Genomic DNA, 25,213 nt, shown 5'->3' on the forward strand with positions numbered 1-25,213 from the left:
TTACATCCGGAAGATACCGTACTGCTCGGGTTCAATGTGGGCACCCTGACAGGCGGCGAGCGCCAGCGCCAGCACGGTGCGGCTCTGGGCCGGGTCAATGACGCCATCATCCCACAGGCGGGCGCTGGCGTAGTAGGGGTGACCCTGCCGCTCATACTGCTCGATCACCGGGGCACGGATGGCGGCCGCTTCCTGCTCGCTCACATCTTTGCCCTCGGCAGCCAGCTTGTCCCGACGCACCTGCACCAGCACCCCGGCAGCTTGCTCGCCCCCCATGACAGAGATGCGGCTGTTGGGCCAGCTAAAGAGAAAATCGGGCTCATAAGCGCGGCCGCACATGCCGTAGTTGCCGGCACCAAAGCTGCCGCCGACGATCAGGGTGATCTTGGGCACCCGGCTGCAGGCCACTGCGGTGACCAGCTTGGCGCCGTGCTTGGCGATCCCCTCTTTTTCTGCGCTACTCCCCACCATAAAGCCGGTGATGTTCTGCAAAAAGAGCAGCGGGATGGCACGCCGGTTACAGAGTTGGATAAAGTGGGCCCCCTTCTGGGCACTGTCGCTGTGCAGCACGCCGTTGTTGGCGAGGATGCCCACTTCCATGCCGCAAATACGGGCAAAGCCGGTCACCAGTGTGGTGCCGAACAGCGCCTTGAATTCGTCAAAATCAGAGCCATCCACCAGTCGTGCAATCAGTTCGCGGGCGTCGTAAGGGCGTTTGAGACTGGTGCCCACCAGACCGTAGAGCTCCTCGATCGGGTAGCAGGGGGGTTCGTAGCCGGGGCTGCTCTCTACCGGATTGCTGCCCAAATGAGTCACCAGCGTACGGGCGATGGCCAGCGCGTGGGCATCGTCACGGGCCATATGATCAGCAACTCCCGAGTGGGCGCAGTGTACCTCGGCGCCGCCCAGGGCCTCGGCGCTGATCTCCTCGCCGGTGGCGGCCTTGACCAGCGGCGGACCCGCCAGAAAGATGGTGGCTTGCTCCCTGACCATGATGGATTCATCAGCCATGGCGGGCACGTAGGCGCCGCCTGCAGTACAGAGCCCCATCACCACTGCCAGTTGAGGGATGTTTTGGGCCGACATGCGGGCCTGGTTGTAGAAGATGCGGCCAAAGTGATCCCGGTCGGGGAACACCTCATCCTGCATCGGCAGAAAGGCGCCGCCGGAATCCACAAGATAGAGGCAGGGGAGGCGCAGCCGCTCGGCGATGGCCTGGGCGCGCAGGTGTTTTTTCACCGTGAGCGGGTAGTAGGTGCCGCCTTTCACTGTGGCGTCGTTCACCACCAGCATGCAGAGCCGGCCCGAGACCCGACCGATGCCGGTGATGATACCGGCGGCGGGGACCGGCTCGTCATAGACCTGCCAGCCAGCCAGCGCCGAGAGTTCGAGAAACGGGGAGCCCGGGTCCAGCAGCTGATTGATGCGCTCGCGGGGCAACAGCTTGCCACGGGCCTGATGGCGGGCGTTGTTGGCCGTGCCGCCCCCTTGCGCGATCTCGGCAATGCGGGCGTGGAGATCGTCGACCAGCCCCTGCATAGCGGCCCGATTGGCCGTATATTCCGGGCTCGCCGTGTCGAGGCGGGAGTGGATACGACTCATGCATTTTCTCCCATCAGCTCGCGGCCGATGAGCCAGCGGCGGATCTCCGAGGTGCCGGCGCCGATCTCGTAGAGTTTGGCGTCCCGCAGTAGGCGGCCAGTGGGGTATTCGTTGATGTAACCGTTGCCGCCTAGCAGCTGGATAGCGTCGAGGGCCATCTGGGTGGCGTTTTCGGCGGCAAACAGGATGGCTGCGGCGCAATCTTTACGGCTGGTGCGCCCCTGATCGCAGGCGCTCGCCACCGAGTAGACCAGCGCCCGGCTGCTGGCGAGGCGGGTATACATGTCGGCGAGCTTGCCCTGCACCAGCTGGAACTCGCCGATGGCTTGACCAAACTGCTTGCGCTCACGCACATAGGGCAGCACTACATCCATGCAGGCCTGCATGATGCCAAGGGGGCCCGCAGCCAGCACCACCCGCTCGTAATCGAGCCCGCTCATCAGCACCTTGACCCCGCCGTGCAGGGTGCCCAGCAAGTTCTCCTGCGGCACCCGGCAGTTGTCGAACACCAGCTCGCAGGTGCTGGAGCCGCGCATCCCCAGCTTGTCGAGCTTCTGGGCGGTAGAAAAACCGGGAGTGCCGGCTTCAACGATAAAGGCAGAAATTCCTTTGGGGCCCGCACTGGTATCTGTCTTGGCATAGATGACGAAGGTGTCGGCATCGGGCCCGTTGGTGATCCACATCTTGTTGCCGTTGAGCACGAAGTGATCGCCCTCGCGCTCCGCGGTGAGGCGCATGCTGACCACATCGGACCCGGCTCCCGGCTCGCTCATGGCCAGCGCCCCCACATGCTCGCCGCTCACCAGCGGGGGGAGGTAGCGTGCTTTTTGCTCCGCCGTGCCGTGGCGGTGGATCTGATTGATGCAGAGATTGGAGTGGGCGCCGTAGGAGAGGCCGACCGAGGCGCTGGCGCGGCTCACCTGTTCCATCACCAGCACGTGGGCCAGATAGCCGAGGTTCACCCCGTCATACTCCTCCGCCACTGTGATGCCGTGCAGCCCCAGCTCACCCATCCGGGGCCAGAGATCACGGGGGAAGGTGTTGCTCTGATCGATCTCGCTGGCGCGCGGGGCAATCACTTTCTGGCAGAAAGCCGCAACCTGTTCGGTCAGGGCATTCAGGGTCTCATCCATCTGCATCCATGCTCTCCTTGCGGATATGACAGTCGGGTAGGAAGGTTGGTTCGACCGGCTGACTCGGCGTTACGGCTGGCAGTGGTCGGTCCATTTTGTACTTCACTTCTGCCATAAGTTTACGTTAGCGTAAACGTAAATCAATTGTTAATCTGTTGTGTATCGATAAAGCCGTGGTAGTGAGAGCGTCATCAGCTACCACGACAACAGCGCCATAGTGGCAGATCCGAATGACCAGTGTGTGGGCGCCGCGTCATAAAGCGCTAACGCAGGAAAATAAGCGCGGGGCAACAAGGGAGCGAACGACAAGATGGATTTTACCCTGACAGATGATCAACAGGCGTATGTGGAGGCGGCCGCCGCCTTTGCCGATGAGGCGCTCAAACCCCATGCCGCGCGCTGGGACAAGGAGCATGAGTTTCCGATCCCGACCATCAAGCAGGCGGCCGGGCTAGGTTTTTGTGGCCTCTATACCCCGGAGCAGTTTGGCGGATTGGGGCTACCTCGCCTCGATGCGAGCCTCATCTTCGAGCGCCTCGCCATGGGGTGTACCTCGACCACTGCGTATCTGACCATTCACAACATGGTGAGCTGGATGCTGGGCAGCTGGCTGCCCACCGAGGTTGCCAAGGAGTGGGTGCCCAAACTGGCCTGCGGCGAGCTGTTGGGATCATATTGCCTTACCGAGCCGGGGGCTGGTTCCGATGCGGCGGCCCTCAAGACCCGGGCGGTGCGCGAGGGTGACAGCTACCTCATCGAGGGAACCAAAGTCTTTATCTCGGGAGCGGGCAGCAGCGATGTGCTGGTGGTGATGGCGCGCACCGGTGGTGAAGGTGCGAAGGGGATCTCAGCCTTTATGGTGCCGGCCAATGCCCCCGGCGTGAGCTATGGCAAGGCAGAAGAGAAGATGGGCTGGAACAGCCAGCCGACCCGGGAGGTTGTCTTTAATGGGGTTCGCATTCCTGCCTGCTATCGGTTGGGTGAGGAGGGGGAAGGGTTCAAGTTCGCCATGCAGGCCCTTGATGGGGGGCGCATCAATATTGCCACCTGTTCGGTGGGCACAGCCCAGCAGGCGCTGGACGATGCGCTGGCTTATGTGCAGCAGCGTCAGCAATTTGGTCACCCGATCAGCGAATTCCAGAGCGTGCAGTTTCGCCTGGCCGATATGGCGACCGAGCTGGCTGCCGCCCGTTTGCTGGTGCGTCAGGCCGCTGACAAGCTGGATCGCGGGGCACCGGACAAGAGTGCCTGGTGCGCCATGGCCAAACGGTTTGCCACCGATGTGGGTTATCGAATCTGTGATGAGGCTCTGCAACTCTTTGGCGGCTATGGTTATATCCGCGAGTATCCGCTCGAGCGCTATCTGCGCGATACCCGGGTACACCGCATTCTGGAGGGCACCAACGAGGTGATGCGACTCATCATCGCGCGCCGCATGCTGGCCGATCCCGGTTTGTCGCTGGGCTAACCGGTGGTCGCATCAAGGGTGTGTTGCCTGCCACCCGATTTGCACCATGCCATGCCGGTTTCGGCTTTGTGAGCCAGCCACAGGTTGGCGGCATTCAAGCCTGTCATCATGGCGGCAGCTTCATCGACAAGGACAATGTTATGACAAGGATCAGACTCGAATATCATGGCCACGTGGCCTATATCACCCTCGACCATCCCCCTGCCAACACCTGGACTCTCGCCAGCCTGCAGGCCTTTTTGCAGATGATGGTGGAGCTCGACAGTCGTCCCGATGTGGTGGCGCTGGTGATCCGTGGTGCGGGCGACAAATTTTTCTGCGCCGGTGCCGACCTCAATATGTTTGTCGAGGGGAATGTCGAGCTGGCCCGCGAAGTAGCCGAGGCCTTTGGCAAGGCCTTCGAGGCGCTGGCCCGTTTTCACGGCGTCAGTATCGCCGCCATCAATGGTTATGCCATGGGCGGTGGCCTGGAAGTGGCGCTGGCTTGTGATATCCGTATCGCCGAGCAGCAGGCGTTGCTGGGACTGCCGGAAGCCTCGGTGGGCTTGCTTCCCTGTGCCGGTGGCACCCAGCGTCTGACCGAGCTGGTGGGGCCGGGCTGGGCCAAGCGGATGATCCTCTGCGGTGAGAAGGTGAGTGCCTCGCTGGCCTACGAGATGGGGCTGGTGGAGGAGGTGGTGAAAACCGGTCAGGCGTGGGAGGCGGCGCACCAGATGGCCCATCTGGTGGAGCGCCAGAGCCCGAGCGCCCTGCGCGCCTGCAAAACCCTGATCAATCAGGGCCGCAGTGGTCCGCGGGATGCCGCCTTGCCCCTTGAGCGGTCGCTGTTTCTCGATCTCTTTAGCGATGCCAATCAGCGTGAAGGGGTGGCCGCCTTCCTGGAGAAACGCTTACCGCGCTGGCAATATGGCCCAACAGAATAAATCCATACGGAGCCGTTTATGAGTGAGCCGGTCAAGGTTAGCTGTTATCCCACCGAAGATGGCCATCAGATCGGGGTGTTGACCCTCGATAGCCCTGCGTCTCTCAACGCATTGAGCCTGCCGATGATCCAGATCCTGCAACAGACGCTGACCCGTTGGGAGCAGGATCCCGCCATCGTCTGTGTACTGCTGCAGGGGATGGGTGAGAAGGCATTTTGTGCCGGTGGCGATATCCGCTCCTTCTATTACCGCAAACAGGAGGCAAGCGGATCGGAACTGTTCGATTATGCCCGCGACTTTTTCGAGCAGGAGTATCGGCTCGATCACCACATCCACTCTTACCGCAAGCCCCTTGTCTGCGTGGCGGACGGCATCTGCATGGGCGGTGGGATAGGCTTGTTTGCCGGCGCCGATTTTCGGGTTGTCACCGAAAGAAGCCTGTTCGCCATGCCGGAGGTGACCATAGGACTCTACCCCGACGTGGGGGCGAGCTGGTTTTTAAGCAGGATGCCGGGGCGGCTGGGGCTCTGGCTTGGTTTGACTGGCGCCCGCTTCAACGGGAGTGATGCCATCGGTCTTGGGCTGGCGGATCACGTCATCGCCAGTGGCGAGCGCAGTGCGCTGTTGTCACGCCTCGCCGTGCTCGAGTGGGCTGGCAGTGGTGATCCCCGCGAGCAGATCGATCTGCTGTTCAGGGAATTGCACAGTGAGGTGGCGGCCCGGTTGCCAGCGCCAGTATTGCTACCCCATCAACAGAGGATCGATGCCTTGCTGGCGGGACGCACGCTGCAAGGGGTATTGGCGCGGTTGTTCGAGGCTCAGTTCGATGAACAGGAGGCGGTACTCCAGCAGGCGCAGCAGCTCTGCCGCACCGGCAGCCCCATCAGCCGTGCCATTTTGTGGCGCCAATATTGGCAGGCTCGCCGCTACTCCCTGGCAGAGGTATTTGCCGAGGAGCTGACCCTCTCGGTCAACTGTGTGCTGAAGGGGGATTTTGTGGAAGGGGTACGGGCACTGCTGATCGACAAGGATAAAGATCCCCGCTGGCAACAGTTGCCACCGGAGGGGGAGTGGCTGGACGAGTTCTATCGCTGGCCGCAGGGGCGCAATCCGTTGGCCTGCAAGGAATAACATCTTGGCAACCGGCGCACGCCGCCATCAGCAACGCAAGGAGCAAGCGGGATGACAAGGATAGGGTTTATCGGGCTCGGCAACATGGGGGGCCCCATGGCGGCCAATCTGGCCGGGGCCGGGCACACGGTGCAGGTGTTTGATCTGGTTGCCCAAAACATTGAGCGCGCCATCGCCGCTGGCTGTATCGCAGCGGGGGATGCCCGAGAGGCGGTGACCGGCTGCGAGGTGGTGATTAGCATGTTGCCTGCGGGGGAGCATGTGCGCGACCTTTGGTTGTCTGAGGGGCAGGATCTGCTGGCGGCCCTGCCGGTTGGTGCACTGGTGATCGACTGCTCCACTATCGATGTCGACTCTGCCCGTCAGGTCGGGGAGGCGGCCCGCGCCCGCGGTTTGCGCTTTATTGATGCCCCCGTATCGGGCGGTGTCGCCGGTGCGGCCGCCGGGACGCTCACCTTTATCGTTGGCGGCGACGCGGCAGATTTCGAGGCGGCAAAACCCTTGCTCGCCTGCATGGGGCAGAACCTGTTTCACGCCGGGACGCTGGGTGCCGGGCAGATCGCCAAGATGTGCAACAACATGCTGCTTGCGATCCATATGGCGGGTACTGCCGAGGCGCTGGCCCTCGGGGTGAAGGAGGGGCTGGATCCCGCCGTGCTCTCCACCATCATGGGCAAGAGCTCCGGCAACAACTGGAGTCTGGAGCGCTACAACCCCTGGCCCGGGGTGATGGAGAATGTCCCTGCCGCCCGCAACTATCAGGGGGGCTTTATGACCCGTCTGATGGTGAAAGATTTGGGGCTGGCCATGGCGCTGGCCGAGCATGGCCACAGCGCTGTGCCGATGGGGGCGCTCGCGCGTAACCTGTTCAACCTGCATGCCGCTCAGGGGCAGGGGAGCCGCGATTTCTCCAGCATCGTCGAGCTCTATCTGGATAAACAGGATCCCGCCTGACGGGCCACCTCTCTTTAAGGCATCTCTCTTCGACCAGCTACAAGGAGCATTGATGGATATCAAAGATAAGGTCATCGTTATTACCGGCGCTGGACGTGGCTTGGGACGGGCCATTGCGCTGGCCCTGAGCGCACAGGGGGCGACGCTGGCGCTGCTCGACATCAATCGCGCCGATCTGGAGGCGACCGCAGCCCTGGTGCGCAGTCAGAATGATCAGTGCGATCAAGATAGCCAGTGCGAGCTGTTTGTCTGCAATGTGGCGAGCGAAGCCGAGGTTGAGTCGGTTTTTGCTGGCATCAAGGAGCGTTTTGGCGTGCTGCACGGTCTTATCAACTGCGCCGGTATTTTGCGCGATGGCATGCTGATCAAGGTCAAAGAGAGTGAGCTGGTGGAGAAGATGACGCTGGCCCAGTGGCAGAGCGTGATTGATGTCAACCTCACAGGTACCTTCCTCTGCGGGCGCGAAGGGGCGGCGCTGATGGCGCAAGGGGGGCAGGGGGGCGTTATCATCAACATCTCCTCCATCGCCCGCGCTGGCAATATTGGCCAGAGCAACTATGCCGCCAGCAAGGCAGGGGTTGCCTCGCTGGTGGTGACCTGGGCGCGGGAGTTGGCGCGCCATGGCATTCGGGTGATGGGGATTGCCCCCGGGGTGTTTGCCACCGACATGACGGCGGCGATGAAGCCGGAGGCGATGGCGCGGATGCAGCAGGCCATTCCGGTCGGCACCCTTGGCGAGGCGCAGCAGCTGGCCGAGACGGTGAGCTTTATTTTTGCCAACGACTATCTGTCGGGAAGGGTGATAGAACTGGATGGCGGTTTGCGTTTATAGGGATTTACATAATGGGCCCCGGTGTTTCCACCGGGGCTTTTTTATGCAGATTATTTATACAGAGAGTGCCTGAATGGCGATGCATAGGAACCATGCGAGTCAGGTTGTGTTGGCAGAAAAATGAGAAATATCAATGGGTCTTGGTTAATTTGAGCCAGCTCACAGGCCATATGGGTCAGTGCTGTAAAATTGCGCGCGGTCAAGGCGGTGCATGATTGACGGGACGAGGGATTGCGGTCGGAATAGTCATGCAATATAGTTGCCGCCTTTTTCACGGGGTCAGGATTCCCAGCCCCTCCCATATTGCGCGCAGTATGAATACGGACGCTCTGCCGCCGCCTAAATAAACAGGATTGAAATGGACAAGAAACTAGGGCTGGGCGCCCTCATTTCGCTGGTGATCGGCTCCATGGTCGGCGCCGGGGTCTTCAGTCTGCCACAAAATATTGCTGCGCATGCCAGTGCCGGGGCGGTCGCCCTGGGTTGGGCCATCACCGGTCTGGGCATGATCTGTCTCGCGCTGGTTTATCAGAACCTCTCCATGCGCCGCCCCGATCTCGATGGCGGTATCTTCAGCTATGCCAAAGCCGGTTTCGGCGATTTCATCGGTTTCAACGCCGCTTGGGGTTACTGGCTCTGCCAACTGCTGGCCAACGTCTCTTACGCCATCGTGGTGTTCAGCGCCCTGAGCTACTTCTTCGATACGCCGGACAACGTCATCTTCGGTGACGGCAATACGCCGGTCGCCATCACGCTGGCCTCCATCCTGATCTGGTCGGTGCATGCGCTGGTGCTGCGCGGGGTACAGGTTGCTGCGCTGGTGAATATCGTCACCACCATCGCCAAGATGGTGCCGCTCATCGTCTTCTGTGTTGCGATCCTGCTGGCCTTCAACATGGATACCTTCACTCTGGATATCTGGGGCCAGAACAACATGGAGCTGGGCTCCGTGATGGATCAGGTCAAGTCCACCATGAAGGTGACCCTCTGGGTCTTTATCGGGATTGAAGGGGCCGTGGTAGTCTCTGCCCGTGCCCGTCATCGCAAGGATGTGGGCCGAGCTACCGTGCTGGCGCTGCTCGGCGCCCTGACGCTTTACGTGATGGTGACCCTGTTCTCGCTGGGTGTCATGAGCCAGCCGCAACTGGCGGCGCTCAAGAACCCTTCGACCGCCATGATCCTTGAAGCCGTGGTCGGCCCCTGGGGCGCCTGGCTTATCAACATTGGTCTGGTGGTGTCTGTGATGGGTGCTCTGCTCAGCTGGACCGTGCTGGCCGCTGAAGTGCCCTACATCGCAGGCAAGACCGGTGTGTTCCCGGGCTGGTTTGCCAAGGAGAACAAGAACGGCTCGCCGCAGGTGTCCCTCTGGTGCTCTACCTGTCTGGTGCAGATCTTCCTGATCATCATCTACTTCCAGAGCAGCACCTATCTGGCGCTGGTCAACATCGCCACCTCGGCGGCGCTGGTGCCTTACGTCTTTTCGGGCGCTTATGGCCTGAAGCTGGCATTGAAAGGGGAGACCTATCAGGGTCAACCTCATCAGCGCAAGCGTGACCTGCTGCTGGCCCTGGTGGCGACGGTTTACGGCTGCTGGCTGGTCTACGCTGCTGGTGTGGAGTACCTGTTGCTGGTGGCGCTGCTCTATAGTCCGGGCATCTTCATCTACTGGAAGGCACGTCAGCATCACGGTCTGCGCGGCCTTAACCGGTTGGAGCAGGGGATGACGGCGGCCCTGCTTGGCTGTGCCGTGCTGGCCTTCTACAAGGTGATGGACGGTACCATTCCACTGCACTAACCGGCACAATGAAGAGATGGCCCTCGCGCCATCTCTTTTTTTTCATGCAGATATCCACTGTTGCCCGGCCGTGTTGGCCAGTTTTTGTTTAACACAGGAATTTTTATGCTGTTTATGGGTTACCTCCTGCTGGGCGCCTTTGCCGGTATGCTGGCGGGACTGTTCGGGATCGGCGGCGGTCTTATCATTGTCCCCGTGCTGGTCATGACCTTTCGCGCCCAGGGCATCGACCCTGAAATCATTACCCATCTGGCCCTCGGCACCTCGTTGCCCACCATGATCTTTACCGGATTCAGCTCGCTGCGGGCCCACCGGGAGGCGGGCGCCGTCGACTGGGTGATGATCCGCCGACTCGGCGCCGGCATGCTGATTGGGGGCTGGCTTGGCGGCATCACCGCCAATCTGCTCAGCACCAGCACCCTCAATATCATCATCGGCTGCTTCGCCTGGAGCATGGCGCTACAGATGGGGCTCAACCTTAAACCCAAAGCGGAACGCCATATGCCGGGTCCGCTCGGCACAGGCATCGCCGGTACCATCATTGGCTGGATGTCTGCGCTGTTTGGTATTGGCGGTGGTTCACTGACCGTCCCTTACCTGAGCTGGAACTCGGTGCCAATGCGCAATGCGGTAGCGGCCTCTGCAGCCTGCAGTATGCCCATCGCGCTGGCGGGGAGCCTCAGCTACCTCTATGCGGGTTGGGGTCATGCCGATTTGCCCGAGTGGAGTGTGGGCTACATCTATCTGCCCGCCCTGCTGGGCATTGTGCTGACCAGTACCCAGTTCGCCCGCATTGGCGCCAAGCTGGCACACCGCCTGTCACCCACACGCCTCAAGCAGGCCTTTGCCCTGCTGATGCTGCTGGTGGGGGCGAAATTTATGCTGTTTAGCTGATTCATTCGGCAGATTGTTGAAAAATAAGGCAAACGATCTGTTGGAGGGTAGAAAGCCGTTGCATTGAACGCTCAGTTTGCCTATTCTCCTCGCCGGTGGTCCTATTGGTCCTCTCGCATTGATAACCCGTCGACCTGGTCAGGACCGGAAGGTAGCAGCCAAGGCGGGGGACTCGAGTGCCGGGATGTGGCTGGTAGGGCCACCACTTGTTTCTGAAATTCAATAAGTTAGCTTCCTAAAGCCCTTGGTCATCCACTTTGTGTGGACGACGAGGAGCTCATCGATGAATCTCTGGCTCAGTCCCCACGGCACCTGGTATTACCGGAAAGTCACCACGCTCCCCTGTGGTCGTCGTAAAGAGATCAAAAAATCCCTGCATACCCGAGACAAGCCGACGGCCCGTGCAGCTGTTGCGAAGCGGCTTGCCTGCGTGGGTTCCAGACCCAAGCCCATTCAGTTGCCTGCAGAGGTCAATGTTGCCCCACATGAGCAATCAGTAGCCCGGAATCCAAGGTTTTATTGTTTGGTGACACGCATGGCTGCGTTGTATTTGAGCCGACCATGGGAAATATGTCTGTTTATCTCGCTTAGCAGCGTCTCTTTATTGATGGGCTTGGTGATATACCCGTTCATGCCATGGGAGAGATAGTATTGCTTGGATTCCGGCATCGCATCCGCCGTCAGTGCGATGATGGGGATATCTGCCCAAGGCATCTGGGAGGTGCGGATCCGGGTGGTGGCCACCAGGCCATCCATCACTGGCATCTGGACATCCATCAACACCAGATCAAATTCGGTGTGACCCAGTTTCTCCAGCGCCTCTTCTCCCTGAACGGCCAGTGTGACCTGATGGCCCACGGAGTCGAGCATGGCGCCGATCACCTTGCGGTTGGTGGCATTGTCATCAACCAGCAAGATGCGATAACTCTCCTGGTCCAGCGGTTTGGACGGCAGGCAAACAATCGAGGGGGTCGTGGCTCTGGCGGGCCAGATGTAGGTAAAAGTACTGCCATGTCCCTCGCTGCTCTCTACCGAGATATCGCCGCCCATCAGGCGTGCGAGGTTACGGGATATTTCAAGTCCCAGGCCCGATCCGCCATATTGGCGGGTGATCGAGACATCCGCCTGGGCGAAACGTTGAAACAGGTTCTTTAGCTGACTTTTGCTCATGCCGATCCCGGTGTCCTGGATCGAGATGCGTATCGAGTGGCGATCCTGCTCCAACAGGGTGCTATCAACGTGGATCTTTACTTCCCCCTGATGGGTGAACTTGATGGCATTGCTCACCAGATTGAAGAGGATCTGGCGCACCCTCAGCGGGTCGATCATCAACCACTCCGGCGTATCGGGGGCAACAGTCAGGGTCAGCTTGATCCCTTTTGCATCGCAGTTGCTCTGCATCAGAGCCCGGATATCCTCCAGCAGCTGGGGCAAGTGATGGGGGGCCAGTTGCAGCTCGATCTTGCCCTCTTCCAGCTTGGATACATCCAGAATGTCGTTAAGCAGACCGAGCAGATGGTTTGCCGATTCGCGCGCCGTCTCCAGATAGTCTCGCTCCCTCGGATCCATATCCCGGTCGGCCAGCAGTGAGAGCATGCCGAGAATACCATTCATGGGGGTGCGAATTTCATGGCTCATGTTGGCCAAAAAGCTGCTTTTGGCTCTTGTGCCTGCCTCTGCCGCCTGATTTGCCCGCAGCAGTTTGTCATTGAGCTGCTGCATCAGTTTGTGTTGCAGAAACGAGATATTCATTTGCCGCCAGATCAGCAGGGCGAGCACAAAGAGCAGCGCAAATTGCAGGGTTGCGATGAGTGTCGTCGTGATGATCTGCTCCCTCACGCTGTCGCGACGCGCCACATCAAACAGGGTCGCCTGCTGGTTCACCTCCAGAGTCAGCTGATGGAGCAGGGGGAGCAGGGAGGCAAGCTGTTGGCGCAGCTCCTGATGGGCAAGATTGTCGAGCGGCTTGGTGGCTTCCGGGCCGAGCCAGATATCCGCCAGAGAGATGTAGGATCGAATGGCTTTGCTTGCCTGCTGATAGATCTCTGTTTGCTGAAGCAGGCTTCGATCCTTGCTCTCCAGCACCAGATCCATGCGGCTGACCAGAATATCGTATCTGAGCTGGAAGGTCGGTTGCGACTCATGGAGCAGCGAGCTTTGAAAACGCAGCGCTTCGTTATAGAGCTGGAAATAGTTCCACATCACGTTGTCTTCGCCCTGGCTGGTACTGCGCTGCAGATCCTGAAATTGCCGGTACTGGATGGTACCAATACCGGCAAAGGCAAGGAGCAGCACGCAGAGCACCACAAACAAGAAACGTTGACTGGCCGCCATGGAACGCATGATGGGATCTACTCCACTTTTATCGCGCTGATCTGCCAGATAGCCCGACCGTAATAGAGCTTGTTTTGCAGTTCGGGATATTGATCGAACGGATAGACAAGAAACAGCGGCCCTTTGTCACGCACCGACAGTGGCTTGCCATTGATCGTGCGGGCGAGGATGACCCGATACTGCTCGGCATCGCTTGTCGGCACCTGTACCGAGTAGTCATTGAGCGCGGTAATGGTGAGCTGTTTGCCGGTTGCCCCGACCTTGGCCAATACATCTTGCAGCAGCGGGCCGCGAAAGGTTTTGGCTTCGTCATACCAGGGGGTATGGGTTTTGATTTCGTGTACCGGCAGTTGATCCAGCATGGCGCTGTCCCACAGGGCCAGAGCCTGATGAGTGGGGCTGCTGATGGCGCCTTCAACCTTCAACACGGCGCTATCAGGGGAGGGGGCTGCGTATGCGGTGCCGAAAAGGGCAGCCAGCAGTGGTGCGATATAAAGGCCTGCTTTCATGATCTCTCCTTCCTGGAATATGGCGGCATGGGTGCCGGGCCAACAGTGGCTTATAAGGTGTGTTCAGAGACAAGCAATAATTGGGCCCGGTGGAATGAGCGTGAATTATCTGCGATTGAGTCAGTTACCCGGTTATTTCGGATGAGGTGAATTGCAGTTTGCAACGTTTGGCAGGTGCTAATTGCAATTTGGCTACAAAAACGGGGGGCAGGGGCGGACAAACAAGTGGCGAAGAGCATCATTTGGAGAACAAGCCCCCTGGCGCTTCTCGGCATAACATTTGCAAAGTGATGAATGCCGTGACAGCACAAAGTCTGAGAATCGACAAGGAGCTAGCAATGGAAAGCATGACTTACACCCTTAATGATATCCAGGTAGTGGTACTGGAAAACGAGTTTGACGCGATGGCCGTCAGTGAGCTCCGCCCGTTGTTTGAAACCCTCTCGACCCACCCGGGAGATATCCTGGCCGATATCAGCGATGTTCATTTTATTGATTCATCGGGGATCGGAGCCTTGGTATTTCTCTATAAAAGATTGATTATGAACGGGCATCAGATGGCCCTTGTCTGTGGACCCGGTCAACCTCATGACCTGCTGGAGATGTTGCATATCGACCGGGTGATCCCCTGCCATGAGAGCATCAAGGCCTATATGCGTTCCCGTGGCATGATGGCCGCTGCATCATGAAACGCTTTGGTATCCTGCTCTCATCCATTCTGCTGTCGGGTTGCGCGCAGTGGCCGCCGGAGGGATATGGCGGCATGGCCGAGGCAAGACCCACCCGTATTCCGGTCAATGAGGATGAACGGCGGGTCTGGTCTCGTTATGATGAGCGTCAGAAGGAACTCGACTTGCAGCTGACGGAATTAAAGCAAGCGAGTCTGCAGGGGTGTATGCCTGCCGAGTTGAAACGACTACAATCTCAACGTATTGATATCGAACGGGATATGCACGGACGGCTCTGGTCGGATGTAGCCTGGCGTCAGACCGTGTTGGCACAATCACTACAACAAGTACGTTTGCGGCTGCAACAGACAACAGCGGATGGCTGTCGTGCTGATTGGTCAGGGCTCCCCTTACGCCAATGGGGGCAGACGTAACAGACGAAAAGGATGTCTATGAAACGGGGCGCTCTCGAAGGATTGATCTGTGTTCTCTTGCTGTTGTTCACCTGCCCGTTACTGGCCTCCACCTTGTTGGCTCCCGGTGATCGGTTGGCCATAGTGCAACCCGGTGAGCCTGCTTTTGATCAGCCTTTCCAGATCAACAAGCAGGGAGAGATTGCACTGCCTGAAGTCGGCAACCTAGTGGTGGGGGGAAAGACCCTGCAACAGGCGGATGAGCTGATCCGCACCGCCCTCAAACCTGTTTACAACAACCTCTCTCAATTGACCGTCACCTTGCTGGAAAAGCGGCTGCTGATCAGCGTGATGGGCTATGTCAAAAAACCCGGCAGTTATGATCTGGCGCCCGATGGCAACGTGCAGATGGCCCTCGATGCCGCTGGTGGTCTGGTGCCCGGTGCCCAGCTCAACAATATGCAGGTGCGGCGCGGCAGTACGGTCTCTAGCTTCGACTACAAGCGTTATCTCGATACCGGCGATGCCAGCGTGTTGCCGCCATTGCAATCCCTTGATGTGGTGTTCGTGCCAGCATCCCCTTTGATCGGCAACGTGCAGATTGATTTTGATGCGGCAACCCTGGCGGCAGGCGGGGATGGCGATACCGGCAAGGCGATCAAGGTGTTTGGCGAGGTCAACAGCCCCGGCGCCTTCAGTTTCAAGAGCGGCAACTCCATCGTGGATCTGCTGATGCGGGCAGGTGGGGTGACCCGCTTTGCCGGGGTGGAGCGGATCCGGGTGATCAATGGTGATGCCCCCGAACTGTTCGATCTCAAAGCCTATCTCGACTCCGGCAACAACAAGTTGCTGCCCAATCTGGCGCCGGGCGCCACCATCTTCGTGCCCAAGGATGAAGAGCAGATAAAACGGGGGGCACGCACCATCTACATCATGGGTGAGGTGTTCAAACCTGGTGCCTATGAGGGGCGGGAAGGGGACTCCTTCCTCGATATTCTGGCCAATGCCGGTGGCCCGACCCGCTATGCCGAGAGTCGCCAGATCCGTTTGCTGCGCACCGATGGCACGATCGAACCCATCGACTTGCAGGCCTATACCGAAGGGATGCAAAAGGCGCTTCCCCAAGTCAAACCCGGTGATGCCATTTTTGTGCCGGAAAAAACCGATATCAACGAGAAGTCCTGGTTGAAAGTGGCGCCCGGGCGGGCGGTGATGGTGATGGGGGCGGTGCGGATCCCGGGCCGCTATGAATGGTCTGACGAAATGTCGCTGCTGGATCTGATCGCCCACGCCGGTGGCCCCAACGAGCGGGCCGATATCGCCAAGGTGCAGATCCTGACCGCCGAAGGGGGGCAGGCCACGCCAACCCTCTTTGATCTCGACAAGTTCCTTCATCAGGGCGGGGCGCTGGCCAGCCTGCCGAAGATCCGGGCCGGATTCACCATCATGATCCCCGAGCTGCCCACCGATCCCAGTGACAACAAATCCCAGTGGGTGCGCCAGTCACCGGACAGTTCCATCTATATCTTCGGTCAGGTCGGGGCCCCCGGTCGCTATGCCTTCAATGAGCAGATGGGCTTTATCGACATCCTGTCGGCCGCCGATGGCCCGACTGCGGCGGCGGATCTGCGCAATGTGCGCATCGCCCATCGCAGTGGCAGCACTGCGCGGGTCAGCAAGCTCGACCTTGCTCTCTACTTTGAAACCGGCGATGAAACCTTGCTGCCCAAGGTGCTGCCCGGCGACTCCATCTACCTGCCGGAGAAGAATCGCCCCTGGCTCGATGAGCCGAAGGAGAACACCATTCGGGTGCTGGGAGCGATAGCCCGTCCTGGTCGCTACCGCTTTGACTCCTCCATGACCCTGCTGGATCTGCTGGCCGAGGCGGGGGGCCCGACCAGCAGCGCCTATATCAAGAAGATTGTGGTGATCAACATGGCCACCAGTGGTCAGGGGGATCAGGCCCGCAGCTTCGATCTCGACGGCTTTGCCAAAGAGCCCGACTTTAGCCAGTTACCGGTGCTGCGCGCAGGGGACACCGTCTTTATCCCTGACAGCAAAAGCAGCAACTGGGCCATCTTCATGGATGGCATGCGCGACATCCTGACCACGATCTCGGTGGTGGCCCTGGTCGGGACGCTTTGATATGAGCATCCCCATTCAATATCTGGAGCTCGAATCCCTCTACGCGGCGACGGTCGCCCGGGGGATCCGCTCGCTGGCGGTCACCTCGTCGGAAGGGGGAGAGGGGGTGAGCTCCATCTGCGATGCGCTGGCAAGGCGCTCGGAGGCGGATGGGCTGCGCACCCTGCTGGTGGATCTCAACCTCTATCATCCCGGCCGCGCCACGGCGGTTGCTTGGGGGCCCAATGATGTGCCCGAGCCGGTAGCCACTGGCCGGTCGTTGTCGCTGCTCCCGGCGCCGGGCAAGGATCTGATGGCTTTTCGCAACAAGGATACCTTGCGTCAGCTGCTGGTTCGCTGGCTGGAGCATTACGATGTGGTGATCTTCGATACCTCGCCGCTCACCGCCCTCAATCGGGGCAATATTCCGGCCGATCAGGTGTGTGGGGCCTGTGAAGGGGCGCTGCTGGTGGTGCTGGCGGGGGTGACCCCGACGACCGTGGTACAAAGTGCAGTGGATAAACTGACCCGTGCCGAGGCCAATCTGATTGGCGCTGTCTATAACGACAAACTCAACCCGGGGCTGGCCAGCGAGATCCTGCGCGAACTCAACCGGCTGCCCAGTAACCGGGTGACCGAATGGCTCAAGCGCTGGTGTCGGCGCAGCGCCTTGCTCAATTTCCGGATCTGATCGCCCGCTGATGGAGGCCCGATATGGATGACTGGTTGCGATCTGCTCCGGCAACCCTGCAGTCGGTGCGCGAACTGCGCAACCGGCTGGCGCAGGGACTCTCCCTGTTTCAGGTCTCCCCAAAGGATCAAGCCAACTGGCTGCTCTGTTTCAGTGAGCTGGCCACCAATAGCGTCAAACACACCGTCCCTCCCGCGACCCGGCTCTGGCTCACGCTGAAAGAGGATGAAACGGGCTTGAGTCTGGTGCTGGAGGATGATGGCGGCCCGCAACCCGGTCTTGCCAGTGCGCCGTTACCCGATGAGCTGCAGGAGGGGGGATACGGGCTGGCGCTGGTGCACCAGCTATTTGCCGAGGTGCACTTCTCTCGCGACGGTGAGCGCAATCGCGTGACCCTTCGCCAGCAGGGCCCGGTCAACCAACTGCCGGTGATCGCGGTGATCGACGATGACAAGGTGATGCGTGCCTTGCTCACCGCTTACCTTCATGAGCACTATCGGGTTGAAAGTTATGCCGACTCCCATGCCGCCCTGCTGGCGCTCGGAAAGCAGCCCCCCGCGCTGGTGCTCTCCGATATCGAGATGGAGGGGATCGATGGCTTTGGGCTGCGCCAGCAGTTGATGAAGGATCCCAAGATGAAGGGGGTGCCCTTTATCTTCCTGACCGGTCATCAGGATCAGTGGACCCAGAGTCGGGCGGGGGCGCTGGGGATCGATGACTTTCTGGTCAAACCCATCACCAAGCAGGACCTGTTGCTGGCGGTTTCGCGGGTGCTGCAACGCTCGCAGCAGCTCAAGTCGCAATGGGGCGAGCAGCTGGATCAGCGCATGACCTCGGCGCTGCGCCCGTTATTGCCTGCCACCTCCATAGGGGGATACCAGCTGGCGTTGCAAACCCGCGCGGCCACCGTGGGGGGCGGGGACTTTCTGCTGGTCAAGGATCGGGTGCTGTGGCTCGGGGATGTGATGGGCCACGATGCGGAAGCCAAGTTCTTTGCCCATGCCTATGCCGGTTATCTGCGCGGTTTGCTGACGGCGCACGATCTGGAGCGCGCCCCCGCCCGTTTGCTGACCATCTTGTCCAATGCGGTTCACAGTGATCCGCTCCTTGGGGCAACCCTGCTCACCACCCTCTGTATTGAGCTCGGCAACGAGGGGCGGGTGCAGTGGGCCAGCGCGGGCCACCCGGCGCCCTGGCTGGTTGGGCCCGGCACTATCCGTCAGGTCGGCGTGACCGGCCCCTTGCCAGGTTTGCGCCCGGATCCCCACTTCGTGACCAATGAGCGTCAGCTCAAGCCCGGCGAGATCCTGCTGTTCTGGACCGACGGCCTGCTCGATAGCCGTGATGCCGCAGAGCGCCAGCGCTGGGAGTCGCAGCTAAAAGAGATCTGCCTGACTTCGGGGCCCGGTCTTGAGCAACTGGCTCATCGCATTGCCCGCTGGTTTGATGAGCGCATCAATGATGCCGCCCTCGATGACATGACCCTCCTGCTGGTCGCCTGTCCCGGCGCCTGATCCAGCCCCTCTTTGCCTGACTGGCCCGCTCTATGCAGCGCCTCATTTCTGGTGGCATGGAGCCACGGGAGGAGGTGCCTATGTTACCCATGCAGCAGATCTGGCTGGCCATCGATGCGCGTCAGGTCGGTGGAATAGAAGTTCACATTATCCACTTGGCCAACGATCTGCTGGCCAGGGGATTTCGCCCCACCATAGTGCTGGTGAGCAACCACGGCATGACCCCCTTTACGACCCTGCTCAAACAACAGGGCTTGCCCTACGAGGTGTGCCAAAACAGCCGCGATTTTATGCGCCGTCTGGCCCGCCAGCCTGCTTCTGTGCTGATCCATACCCACGGCTACAAGGCCGGGGTGCTGGGGCGGCTGACAGCCTGGTTCACCGGTAAATCGGTGGTCTCGACTTTTCACAGCGGGGATGACGGGGAGGGATTGCTGAAGTTTTACAGCTGGCTGGATCGCACCACAGCGCGTTTTGCGAAGTGTATTGCAGTAAGCGAGCCCATCGCTCGCAAATTGCCTGTGCCAAGCACGGTGATCAGCAACTTTGTCCCCATGCCTGCGACGCCGGCTACGGTAACTGGCAACCGGATTGCCTTTGTCGGCCGCCTCTCGCCGGAAAAGGGGCCGGAGGCATTCTGCCAGCTGGCCGCCTTCTGCCCGGAGGGGGCGTTTCATCTCTACGGGGATGGCCCCATGAAAAGTGCCTTGTTGCAGCAGTATGGTGATCGCGTCCAGCTTCATGGTTTCCAGAACATGGCCAATGAGTGGCACAACATCGACCTGCTCTGCATCACCTCCCGCTTTGAAGGGTTGCCGCTGGTGGCCCTGGAGGCGATGGCTCACGGTATACCGGTTTGTACCTTTGCGGTGGGGGGCCTGGTCAATCTGATCGACCATAAATCCAATGGCTGGCTGGTGGAGCCCAGCCATGTGAGGGATATGGCGGAGCTGGTCAACTACTGGCTGCGCAGCGATGGGGTGGTGCGCAGCAAAATGAGTCAGGCGGCCCGCAACACCATAGCCCGCGGGTACAGCGTCAACAACAGAGTGACCGATATTCTGGCTGTCTACGGCGCCTGAATCACGGAGAAACCTGTCAAAACGAGTGGCCGCTGGCCACTCGCTTTTTTATGTGCCGGTGTTAGGGGGAGCAGGGGGCGGATTGCTTCTGTGATCACAATTGATGTGCCACAAAGATGCGCCATAAAAAAAGGCCATTGCAGTGACAATGGCCTGATGGGCGTTGAGATGTGATTGAGGTTGGTGCGGCGGGATTAGCGCCCCTTCTTGCCAACCATGATGGCGATCGTCTTGCCGATGATATGCACATCCTGCACCAGCCAGCGCCAGGGGTGGAGCAGGGCGACCGAGTAGGCCAGGTCGAACGCCAACTTGCTGCGCACATCATCGAGCGACTCGTCGTAACCCTGATTGACCTGCGCCAGACCGGTAATGCCGGGGGCCACTTCATAGGTGCGTTCGATAAAGTACGGCACCGCATCTTCCAGCCGGTTGGCGATCCCGGGTCGCTCCGGGCGGGGGCCGATCAGCGACATCTCCCCTTTGAGCACATTGATAAACTGCGGCAGCTCATCGAGCCGGGTTTTGCGCAGAAAGTCGCCGCTGCGGGTGATCCGGCTGTCCCCCTTGCCACACCAGACCGGCCCGGTAGCCGCCTCGGCGTCGGCGCGCATGGTGCGAAACTTGATCATGAAAAAGAGCTCGGTATGGGTGGCGTGGCTGCGCCCGATCCGCAGCTGACGAAAGAACACAGGCCCCGGGCTATCGAGCCGGATGGCCAGCATGATCAGCGGCCACAGTGGCAGCGTCAGCAGCAGGCCAAGAGTGGCGCCGAGCAGATCCATGCTGCGTTTGACCACCAGGGTCAATCTTGGAATGGGGTGTGTCATACGGCTTTCTCCTGTGACATGAAACGTATGGGGGCGCGCAGGCAGTAGCGCAGGGTGCCCATGCCGTTGTACCAGTGTCCGAGTACCAGATAGTGGATCTTGCGAAACAGATTGGGCCAGGGGTGCACAGGGGTCAGCTGGATCAGGATGACCAGCAGATACCCCAGCAGTTGCAGCCCCAGCAGCAACTGAAACAGCAGGGATTGGGTGGCCAGCGGGATGGCGCAGAGCCACAGCAGGGTCAGGCAGAGCGGCATCAACACCCGCAGCCCCTTGCCACTGGCAAAGTTGAAGGCAACCCAGCCGAACTTGGGGTGCAGCAGGGGCAGCAACCGCAGCAGCTGCTGGGTGTTGCCGGCCCCGATCCGCTTGCGCCGTGTCGCCTCCAGCGCGGCATCCGAAATTTCCAGCTCCAGTGCGGCGCAGCGATTGTCATAGACAGCTCGATACCCCTTGGCGATGGCCTGCATCGGCAAGATGAAATCGTCGTTGATGGTATCGGCAGCCAGCGGGGTGAGGCACTCCCGGCGCATCATGTAAAAGGCCCCGTGAGCCCCCAGCATGCCGCCAAGGGCCGACTCGCAGAGTTTGATCTGGCTTTGATAGTGCCAGTAACTCTCCTCGCCCTGAGAGCCCGGTTGCCAGAAGCGGTATGCTTCCCCGACCACCCCTACCTTGGGATCGGCAAAATGGGCGACCGCCAGCAGCAGGCTGTCGATGGGCAGCAGGGCCGAGACATCGGTGAGGGCCACCAGATCGCTGTGCACCCGGGTCATGGCCTCGTTGAGCACGGCGACCTTGCCGCGATTGCGGGGGTGATCAAACAGCCTGATCTGCAACTGCTGCAGGGCGGGATCACCGAGCTGACTTAGCGCTATGGGGTAACTGTTGTCGCTGCAGCCGTCGAAATGCACATGCACCCACAGCTTGTCGGCGGGGTAATCGAGGCTGGCGAGGTTTTGCAGCTTGGCCGCGATGGTCGCCGCCTCGTTGTAGACCGGCATCAGCAAAGTGATGGTCGGCAGCGCCTCATCGGCGGCCTCTGCTTTGAATCCCCGATCCAGAGGGCGGGGCGGATTGGCTACCTTGCGTGCCTGCCGACCACCGAATTTGAGCAGCAGGGGATAGCCGACATGGTGGTAGACCACCAGTACAGCACACAGCCAGAACACGATCATGATCCATTCCATGGGATGCTCCTCTGGTCATCGGGTCGCTTGATCAGCGGCTGTAAAGCTGCTGATAGGCCTGAGCCATCCGGCTCAAGCTGCTTTGCTGGCACACAAACTCACGGGTGACGGCACGCAGGCTATGGCACTGCAGCAACCCTTGTGCCAGAAGCTGGGCAAGGCGGCCGGGATCCCGCTCCGACAGGATATGGCCGCTGGCCTGACAGACGATCTCTCTTGCCGCCCCCACGTCGCTCATCACCACCGGCACCCCGCACGCCTGTGCTTCCAGCACGCAAAGCGGCATCCCCTCAGCCAGTGAGGGGAGGCAGAAGAGATCCAGCCCCTGATAGAAGCGCGGCATGTTTTCGACCAGCCCCAGAAAATGGACCCGATGGGCGATCCCCAGCTGCTGACACTGTTGTTGCAACGCATTTTGCAAACTGCCGACCCCTGCCAACGCAAGATGCACCTCCTGCGGCAGGGCGCGGATCGCCTCCAGTAGCAAGGTGTGACCCTTGACCGACTCAAGGCGGGCGGCGCAGCCAATCAGTTTGACCCCTTGCGGCAATCCCATCTCCTGACGGGCGAGGGCGGCGGCGCCCGGGGCAAAGCGCTGCTCATCGATGCCGTTGGGGATCACGGTTGGCGACAGCTGGCCCAGCTTGGCCAGCAGCTGGTTGGCCACCGGCGTGGCATCGGCCACCAGAATGGGTTTGAAGGCGCGCAGCCCCCACAGGGCCAGCGTGCGCTGATGGGGATCATCGAGATACCAGGCATCGTGCTCTGTGTGTACCAGGGTGGGCACCCAGGCCAGCCGACTGGCCAGACCGCCATAGAGCATGGGCCCCAGATGGTGGGTATGTACCGCGGCGGGCTTGAGTTGGCGCAGCAGCCGAGTGAGCCGCCAGAGGGTTGCCAGCGACCAGCCCGCGGGCTTTTCCAGACAGTGAATATTGCCAGCAAAGGGATGCAGGGCGGGCCACGCCCTTAGCACATCCCCTTTGCGCCCTTCGAGGGAGATGATATGCACCGGTTGATCGGCAGGGCTTGCCTGAGTGAGGTTGAGCACCATGGTCTCCAGCCCGCCGGGGTGCAGGTGCTGCACGATTTGTACGACAGGTTGCATGACAGGCTGAACGATAGGCTGGGCGCTGGCGCCCCTGTGGGGATGGGCTCTGTGCGACGGGGTTGATGACAACATGGTTCGCGCTCCGGCAAGGGAAGGGGTGACACCCCGGATAGCGGGAGAATGCGAATCTTGTACCACTCTTGCGATCTGCCCACAGAGGCGATCATCTCCTCTGGTGGCACTGCCTTTGCATCGTGCGGGGGGAGGGCCTTTCTCAGGGAGTGATGCCATGCCTGTCCAGTTCTATTACAACCTCTACATCATTCTCTTTGCCGCCTGGCGCCGTCGCTATCTGCTGGTGATCCCGGTACTGGTGATGCCGCTGGTGGGCGTGACGGTCGGCCTGCTCACCCCCAAGGAGTATGAGAGCCGCACCACCTTTATGGTGCCGCAAGATGCCAACCAGACCCCGACCCTCAAGGATCTGATCACTCAGGAGAGTCTCAAGGATCGCTTTGCGGTGCTCGAAGCCCTGCTGCGCAGCCGTTATGTACTGGATGGGGTAGCGCGGGATCGCGGTCTGGTCAATGACGAGACCCCGCCAGCCCAGCGCGATGCCATCATGGACTGGCTCTCGAGTGCCGTCTCGCTGCGGTTGATTGGCGATGAGGTGATCGAGATAAAGGTCAAAGCGGATTCGGCGGCCAACAGCGCCGGTTTGCTCGAAGCCATTTCACGGCGCTTTTTCTTCAACCTGCTCAGCAAGGGGCGCCAGTCGGCGGAATCGTCCGAACGTTTCCTGCAAAGCCAGCTCGACAGCCGCCGCAGCGAACTGCAAGCGGCCGAGCAGCTGCTAGCCGACTTCAAACGGGAGCATGCCAGCGCCTTGCCCCAGCAGCAGAGTACCAACGTCGCCCGTCTCTATGGTTTGCAGGAGCGCTATGCCGAGAGCCTGATCACCCTGCAGCAGGCCAAGGCCCGGGTCGATCAGCTATCGCTGGGGCAGGAGAGCCAGCTGGCCCGCCAACTGGATGAGAAGCTGCAGCTGATGCGCACCGAGCTGGTGTTGCTGCGGGCCCGCTACAGCGACGAGCACAGCAAGGTGCAGAGTCTGCGCTATCAGATTGACCAGTTGCAGCAGGAGTTCGAGCAGCTCAAATCCCAGCCGGATATGGCCCGTGGGCCCGAGTGGCAGCTGGCCCAGACGCAGCTGACGGAGGCGGAGCAAAACACCGCCGGCCTGAAGAGTCAGCTGGATGGGCTGGACAAGGTGGTCGACTCCCAGGGCGATACCGAACGCCAACTCGCCGAGCTGGAGCGGGATCTGGCGGTCAAACGCACCCTCTATCAGGATTTGCTGCTGCGCTATGAGAAGGCCAAGGTGACCGGCGATCTGGGCAACTTCGAGCAGGGGGAGCGGATCAAGGTGATCGACAAACCCTTTGCCCCCAGCAAGCCGAGCAACTACCCGCTCTGGCTGTTTTTGCTGGCGGGCATTGTTGGCGGGTTGGGGCTGGGCTGCGGTCTGGCGCTGGTGGCCGAACTGGCGGATGCCAGCCTGCGCCGCTCCGATCAGCTGGCCGCCCTGGTCAAGGCGCCGGTGCTAAGCCGCATTCCCTACTGCGAGCCGGTGCCGGACTATCCATCCAATAGTGATCATGCGCTGGATGGGCAGGTGTTGCCCTTGTCACCAGAACCGAGTTGATTGCCACAAAAGCTGGCTATCAGCCGGAATCTGAATATTTCTGATTAGGCCTCTTAATGAGGCCTTTTTATATCATGCAAATAGCGGAGTAAACATCGCGGCAAGCCGATAAAAGAGGAGATAGGCTGCATTTTATATTTCCGTTTGTTGACTGTGGTTTTATCCAGTGGTACAAGTGGAACCGGCGCAAGGCTATTGATAATAGACCTATAAGAAGGACTTATAAGTCAGATGCTGGTTGGTAATACAGTGATTTTAATATTATCTATTGGTTGTGATGACGAGTGGTAGGGCAGAGCTAGATGGAAGGCGTTACGAAGGCATTAATAGTGTTTTCCATCCTATTACCGTTAGGCGATATTAAGGCTGG

Annotated in this window: 21 protein-coding genes and 1 other RNA gene; 15 read left to right on the forward strand and 7 right to left on the reverse strand. The window is 60.1% G+C overall.

All coding sequences use genetic code 11. From position 1 onward, the window contains the following. Positions 1–1,602 (reverse strand): carboxyl transferase domain-containing protein, encoded by a 1,602-nt coding sequence (locus I6L35_RS15335; protein WP_216978644.1) that lies wholly within the window; start codon positions 1,600–1,602, stop codon positions 1–3. Beyond that, complete coding sequence (locus tag I6L35_RS15340) at positions 1,599–2,741, reverse strand: isovaleryl-CoA dehydrogenase (RefSeq protein ID WP_127008673.1); 1,143 nt, start codon at positions 2,739–2,741, stop codon at positions 1,599–1,601. Before I6L35_RS15340 ends, I6L35_RS15335 begins: the two co-directional genes overlap by 4 nt. Before the next feature lie 304 nt (positions 2,742–3,045). Between I6L35_RS15340 and I6L35_RS15345 the strand changes: the two genes are divergently transcribed. The 8 genes from I6L35_RS15345 (at position 3,046) to ffs (ending at position 10,931) form a co-directional block, all read left to right on the forward strand. Further along, complete coding sequence (locus I6L35_RS15345) at positions 3,046–4,203, forward strand: acyl-CoA dehydrogenase family protein (protein WP_216978645.1); 1,158 nt, start codon at positions 3,046–3,048, stop codon at positions 4,201–4,203. Between the two features lie 140 nt (positions 4,204–4,343). After that, positions 4,344–5,126, forward strand: a complete 783-nt coding sequence (locus I6L35_RS15350) for an enoyl-CoA hydratase (protein ID WP_005336930.1) — start codon at positions 4,344–4,346, stop codon at positions 5,124–5,126. 18 nt (positions 5,127–5,144) lie between these two features. After that, complete coding sequence (locus tag I6L35_RS15355; protein ID WP_216978646.1) at positions 5,145–6,257, forward strand: enoyl-CoA hydratase/isomerase family protein; 1,113 nt, start codon at positions 5,145–5,147, stop codon at positions 6,255–6,257. A 51-nt stretch (positions 6,258–6,308) separates the two neighbouring features. Continuing rightward, the gene (gene mmsB / locus I6L35_RS15360) at positions 6,309–7,211 is read left to right on the forward strand and encodes a 3-hydroxyisobutyrate dehydrogenase (protein WP_216978647.1); all 903 of its coding nucleotides are present in this window, start codon (positions 6,309–6,311) and stop codon (positions 7,209–7,211) included. Positions 7,212–7,263: 52 nt separating this feature from the next. Next, positions 7,264–8,043: an SDR family oxidoreductase gene (locus I6L35_RS15365; protein ID WP_216978648.1), complete on the forward strand. Its 780-nt coding sequence runs from the start codon at positions 7,264–7,266 to the stop codon at positions 8,041–8,043. A 358-nt stretch (positions 8,044–8,401) separates the two neighbouring features. Next, the gene (gene arcD, locus I6L35_RS15370; RefSeq protein WP_005336921.1) at positions 8,402–9,838 is read left to right on the forward strand and encodes an arginine-ornithine antiporter; all 1,437 of its coding nucleotides are present in this window, start codon (positions 8,402–8,404) and stop codon (positions 9,836–9,838) included. 105 nt (positions 9,839–9,943) lie between these two features. Next, positions 9,944–10,732: a sulfite exporter TauE/SafE family protein gene (locus tag I6L35_RS15375; RefSeq protein ID WP_216978649.1), complete on the forward strand. Its 789-nt coding sequence runs from the start codon at positions 9,944–9,946 to the stop codon at positions 10,730–10,732. 102 nt (positions 10,733–10,834) lie between these two features. After that, an RNA gene (gene ffs, locus I6L35_RS15380) (signal recognition particle sRNA small type) lies at positions 10,835–10,931 on the forward strand. Positions 10,932–11,248: 317 nt separating this feature from the next. Here the strand turns inward: ffs and I6L35_RS15385 are convergent. Then, positions 11,249–13,075, reverse strand: a complete 1,827-nt coding sequence (locus I6L35_RS15385) for an ATP-binding protein (RefSeq protein WP_047435143.1) — start codon at positions 13,073–13,075, stop codon at positions 11,249–11,251. Positions 13,076–13,083: 8 nt separating this feature from the next. Continuing rightward, positions 13,084–13,575, reverse strand: coding sequence for a molybdopterin-dependent oxidoreductase (locus I6L35_RS15390; RefSeq protein ID WP_216978650.1), 492 nt, complete (start codon positions 13,573–13,575; stop codon positions 13,084–13,086). Between the two features lie 338 nt (positions 13,576–13,913). Here I6L35_RS15390 and I6L35_RS15395 point away from each other — a divergent pair, with 338 nt between their 5' ends. The 6 genes from I6L35_RS15395 to I6L35_RS15420 all read left to right on the forward strand — a co-directional run bounded on the left by I6L35_RS15395 (position 13,914) and on the right by I6L35_RS15420 (position 20,067). Next, positions 13,914–14,264 carry an STAS domain-containing protein gene (locus I6L35_RS15395; protein WP_005333409.1) on the forward strand — a complete coding sequence of 117 codons (351 nt, stop codon included), beginning with the start codon at positions 13,914–13,916 and terminating at the stop codon, positions 14,262–14,264. Further along, positions 14,261–14,677 carry a hypothetical protein gene (locus tag I6L35_RS15400; RefSeq protein ID WP_005351415.1) on the forward strand — a complete coding sequence of 139 codons (417 nt, stop codon included), beginning with the start codon at positions 14,261–14,263 and terminating at the stop codon, positions 14,675–14,677. Before I6L35_RS15395 ends, I6L35_RS15400 begins: the two co-directional genes overlap by 4 nt. Before the next feature lie 18 nt (positions 14,678–14,695). Then, positions 14,696–16,801, forward strand: coding sequence for an SLBB domain-containing protein (locus tag I6L35_RS15405; protein ID WP_005351417.1), 2,106 nt, complete (start codon positions 14,696–14,698; stop codon positions 16,799–16,801). A gap of 1 nt (position 16,802) precedes the next feature. Beyond that, positions 16,803–17,471 carry a tyrosine-protein kinase family protein gene (locus tag I6L35_RS15410; protein WP_005360129.1) on the forward strand — a complete coding sequence of 223 codons (669 nt, stop codon included), beginning with the start codon at positions 16,803–16,805 and terminating at the stop codon, positions 17,469–17,471. 23 nt (positions 17,472–17,494) lie between these two features. Further along, positions 17,495–18,985, forward strand: a complete 1,491-nt coding sequence (locus I6L35_RS15415; protein WP_101530773.1) for a SpoIIE family protein phosphatase — start codon at positions 17,495–17,497, stop codon at positions 18,983–18,985. Positions 18,986–19,065: 80 nt separating this feature from the next. Continuing rightward, complete coding sequence (locus tag I6L35_RS15420; RefSeq protein WP_216978651.1) at positions 19,066–20,067, forward strand: glycosyltransferase family 4 protein; 1,002 nt, start codon at positions 19,066–19,068, stop codon at positions 20,065–20,067. A gap of 194 nt (positions 20,068–20,261) precedes the next feature. Here the strand turns inward: I6L35_RS15420 and I6L35_RS15425 are convergent, their stop codons facing one another. From I6L35_RS15425 to I6L35_RS15435, 3 genes are read right to left on the reverse strand one after another with little or no spacing between them, the layout of a single operon-like run. Further along, positions 20,262–20,897 (reverse strand): sugar transferase, encoded by a 636-nt coding sequence (locus I6L35_RS15425; protein WP_005333398.1) that lies wholly within the window; start codon positions 20,895–20,897, stop codon positions 20,262–20,264. Next, entirely contained in the window at positions 20,894–22,087 is a 1,194-nt protein-coding gene (locus I6L35_RS15430; protein WP_216978652.1) for a glycosyltransferase family 2 protein, read from the reverse strand. Before I6L35_RS15430 ends, I6L35_RS15425 begins: the two co-directional genes overlap by 4 nt. A gap of 31 nt (positions 22,088–22,118) precedes the next feature. Next, positions 22,119–23,270 carry a glycosyltransferase gene (locus I6L35_RS15435; protein ID WP_216978653.1) on the reverse strand — a complete coding sequence of 384 codons (1,152 nt, stop codon included), beginning with the start codon at positions 23,268–23,270 and terminating at the stop codon, positions 22,119–22,121. Between the two features lie 157 nt (positions 23,271–23,427). Between I6L35_RS15435 and I6L35_RS15440 the strand changes: the two genes are divergently transcribed. Then, positions 23,428–24,843 carry a GNVR domain-containing protein gene (locus tag I6L35_RS15440; protein WP_216978654.1) on the forward strand — a complete coding sequence of 472 codons (1,416 nt, stop codon included), beginning with the start codon at positions 23,428–23,430 and terminating at the stop codon, positions 24,841–24,843. The last annotated feature ends 370 nt before the right edge of the window (positions 24,844–25,213 follow it).

The sequence above is a fragment of the Aeromonas sp. FDAARGOS 1405 genome (genome assembly GCF_019048265.1).
Taxonomy (GTDB): Bacteria; Pseudomonadota; Gammaproteobacteria; order Enterobacterales; family Aeromonadaceae; genus Aeromonas; species Aeromonas veronii_A.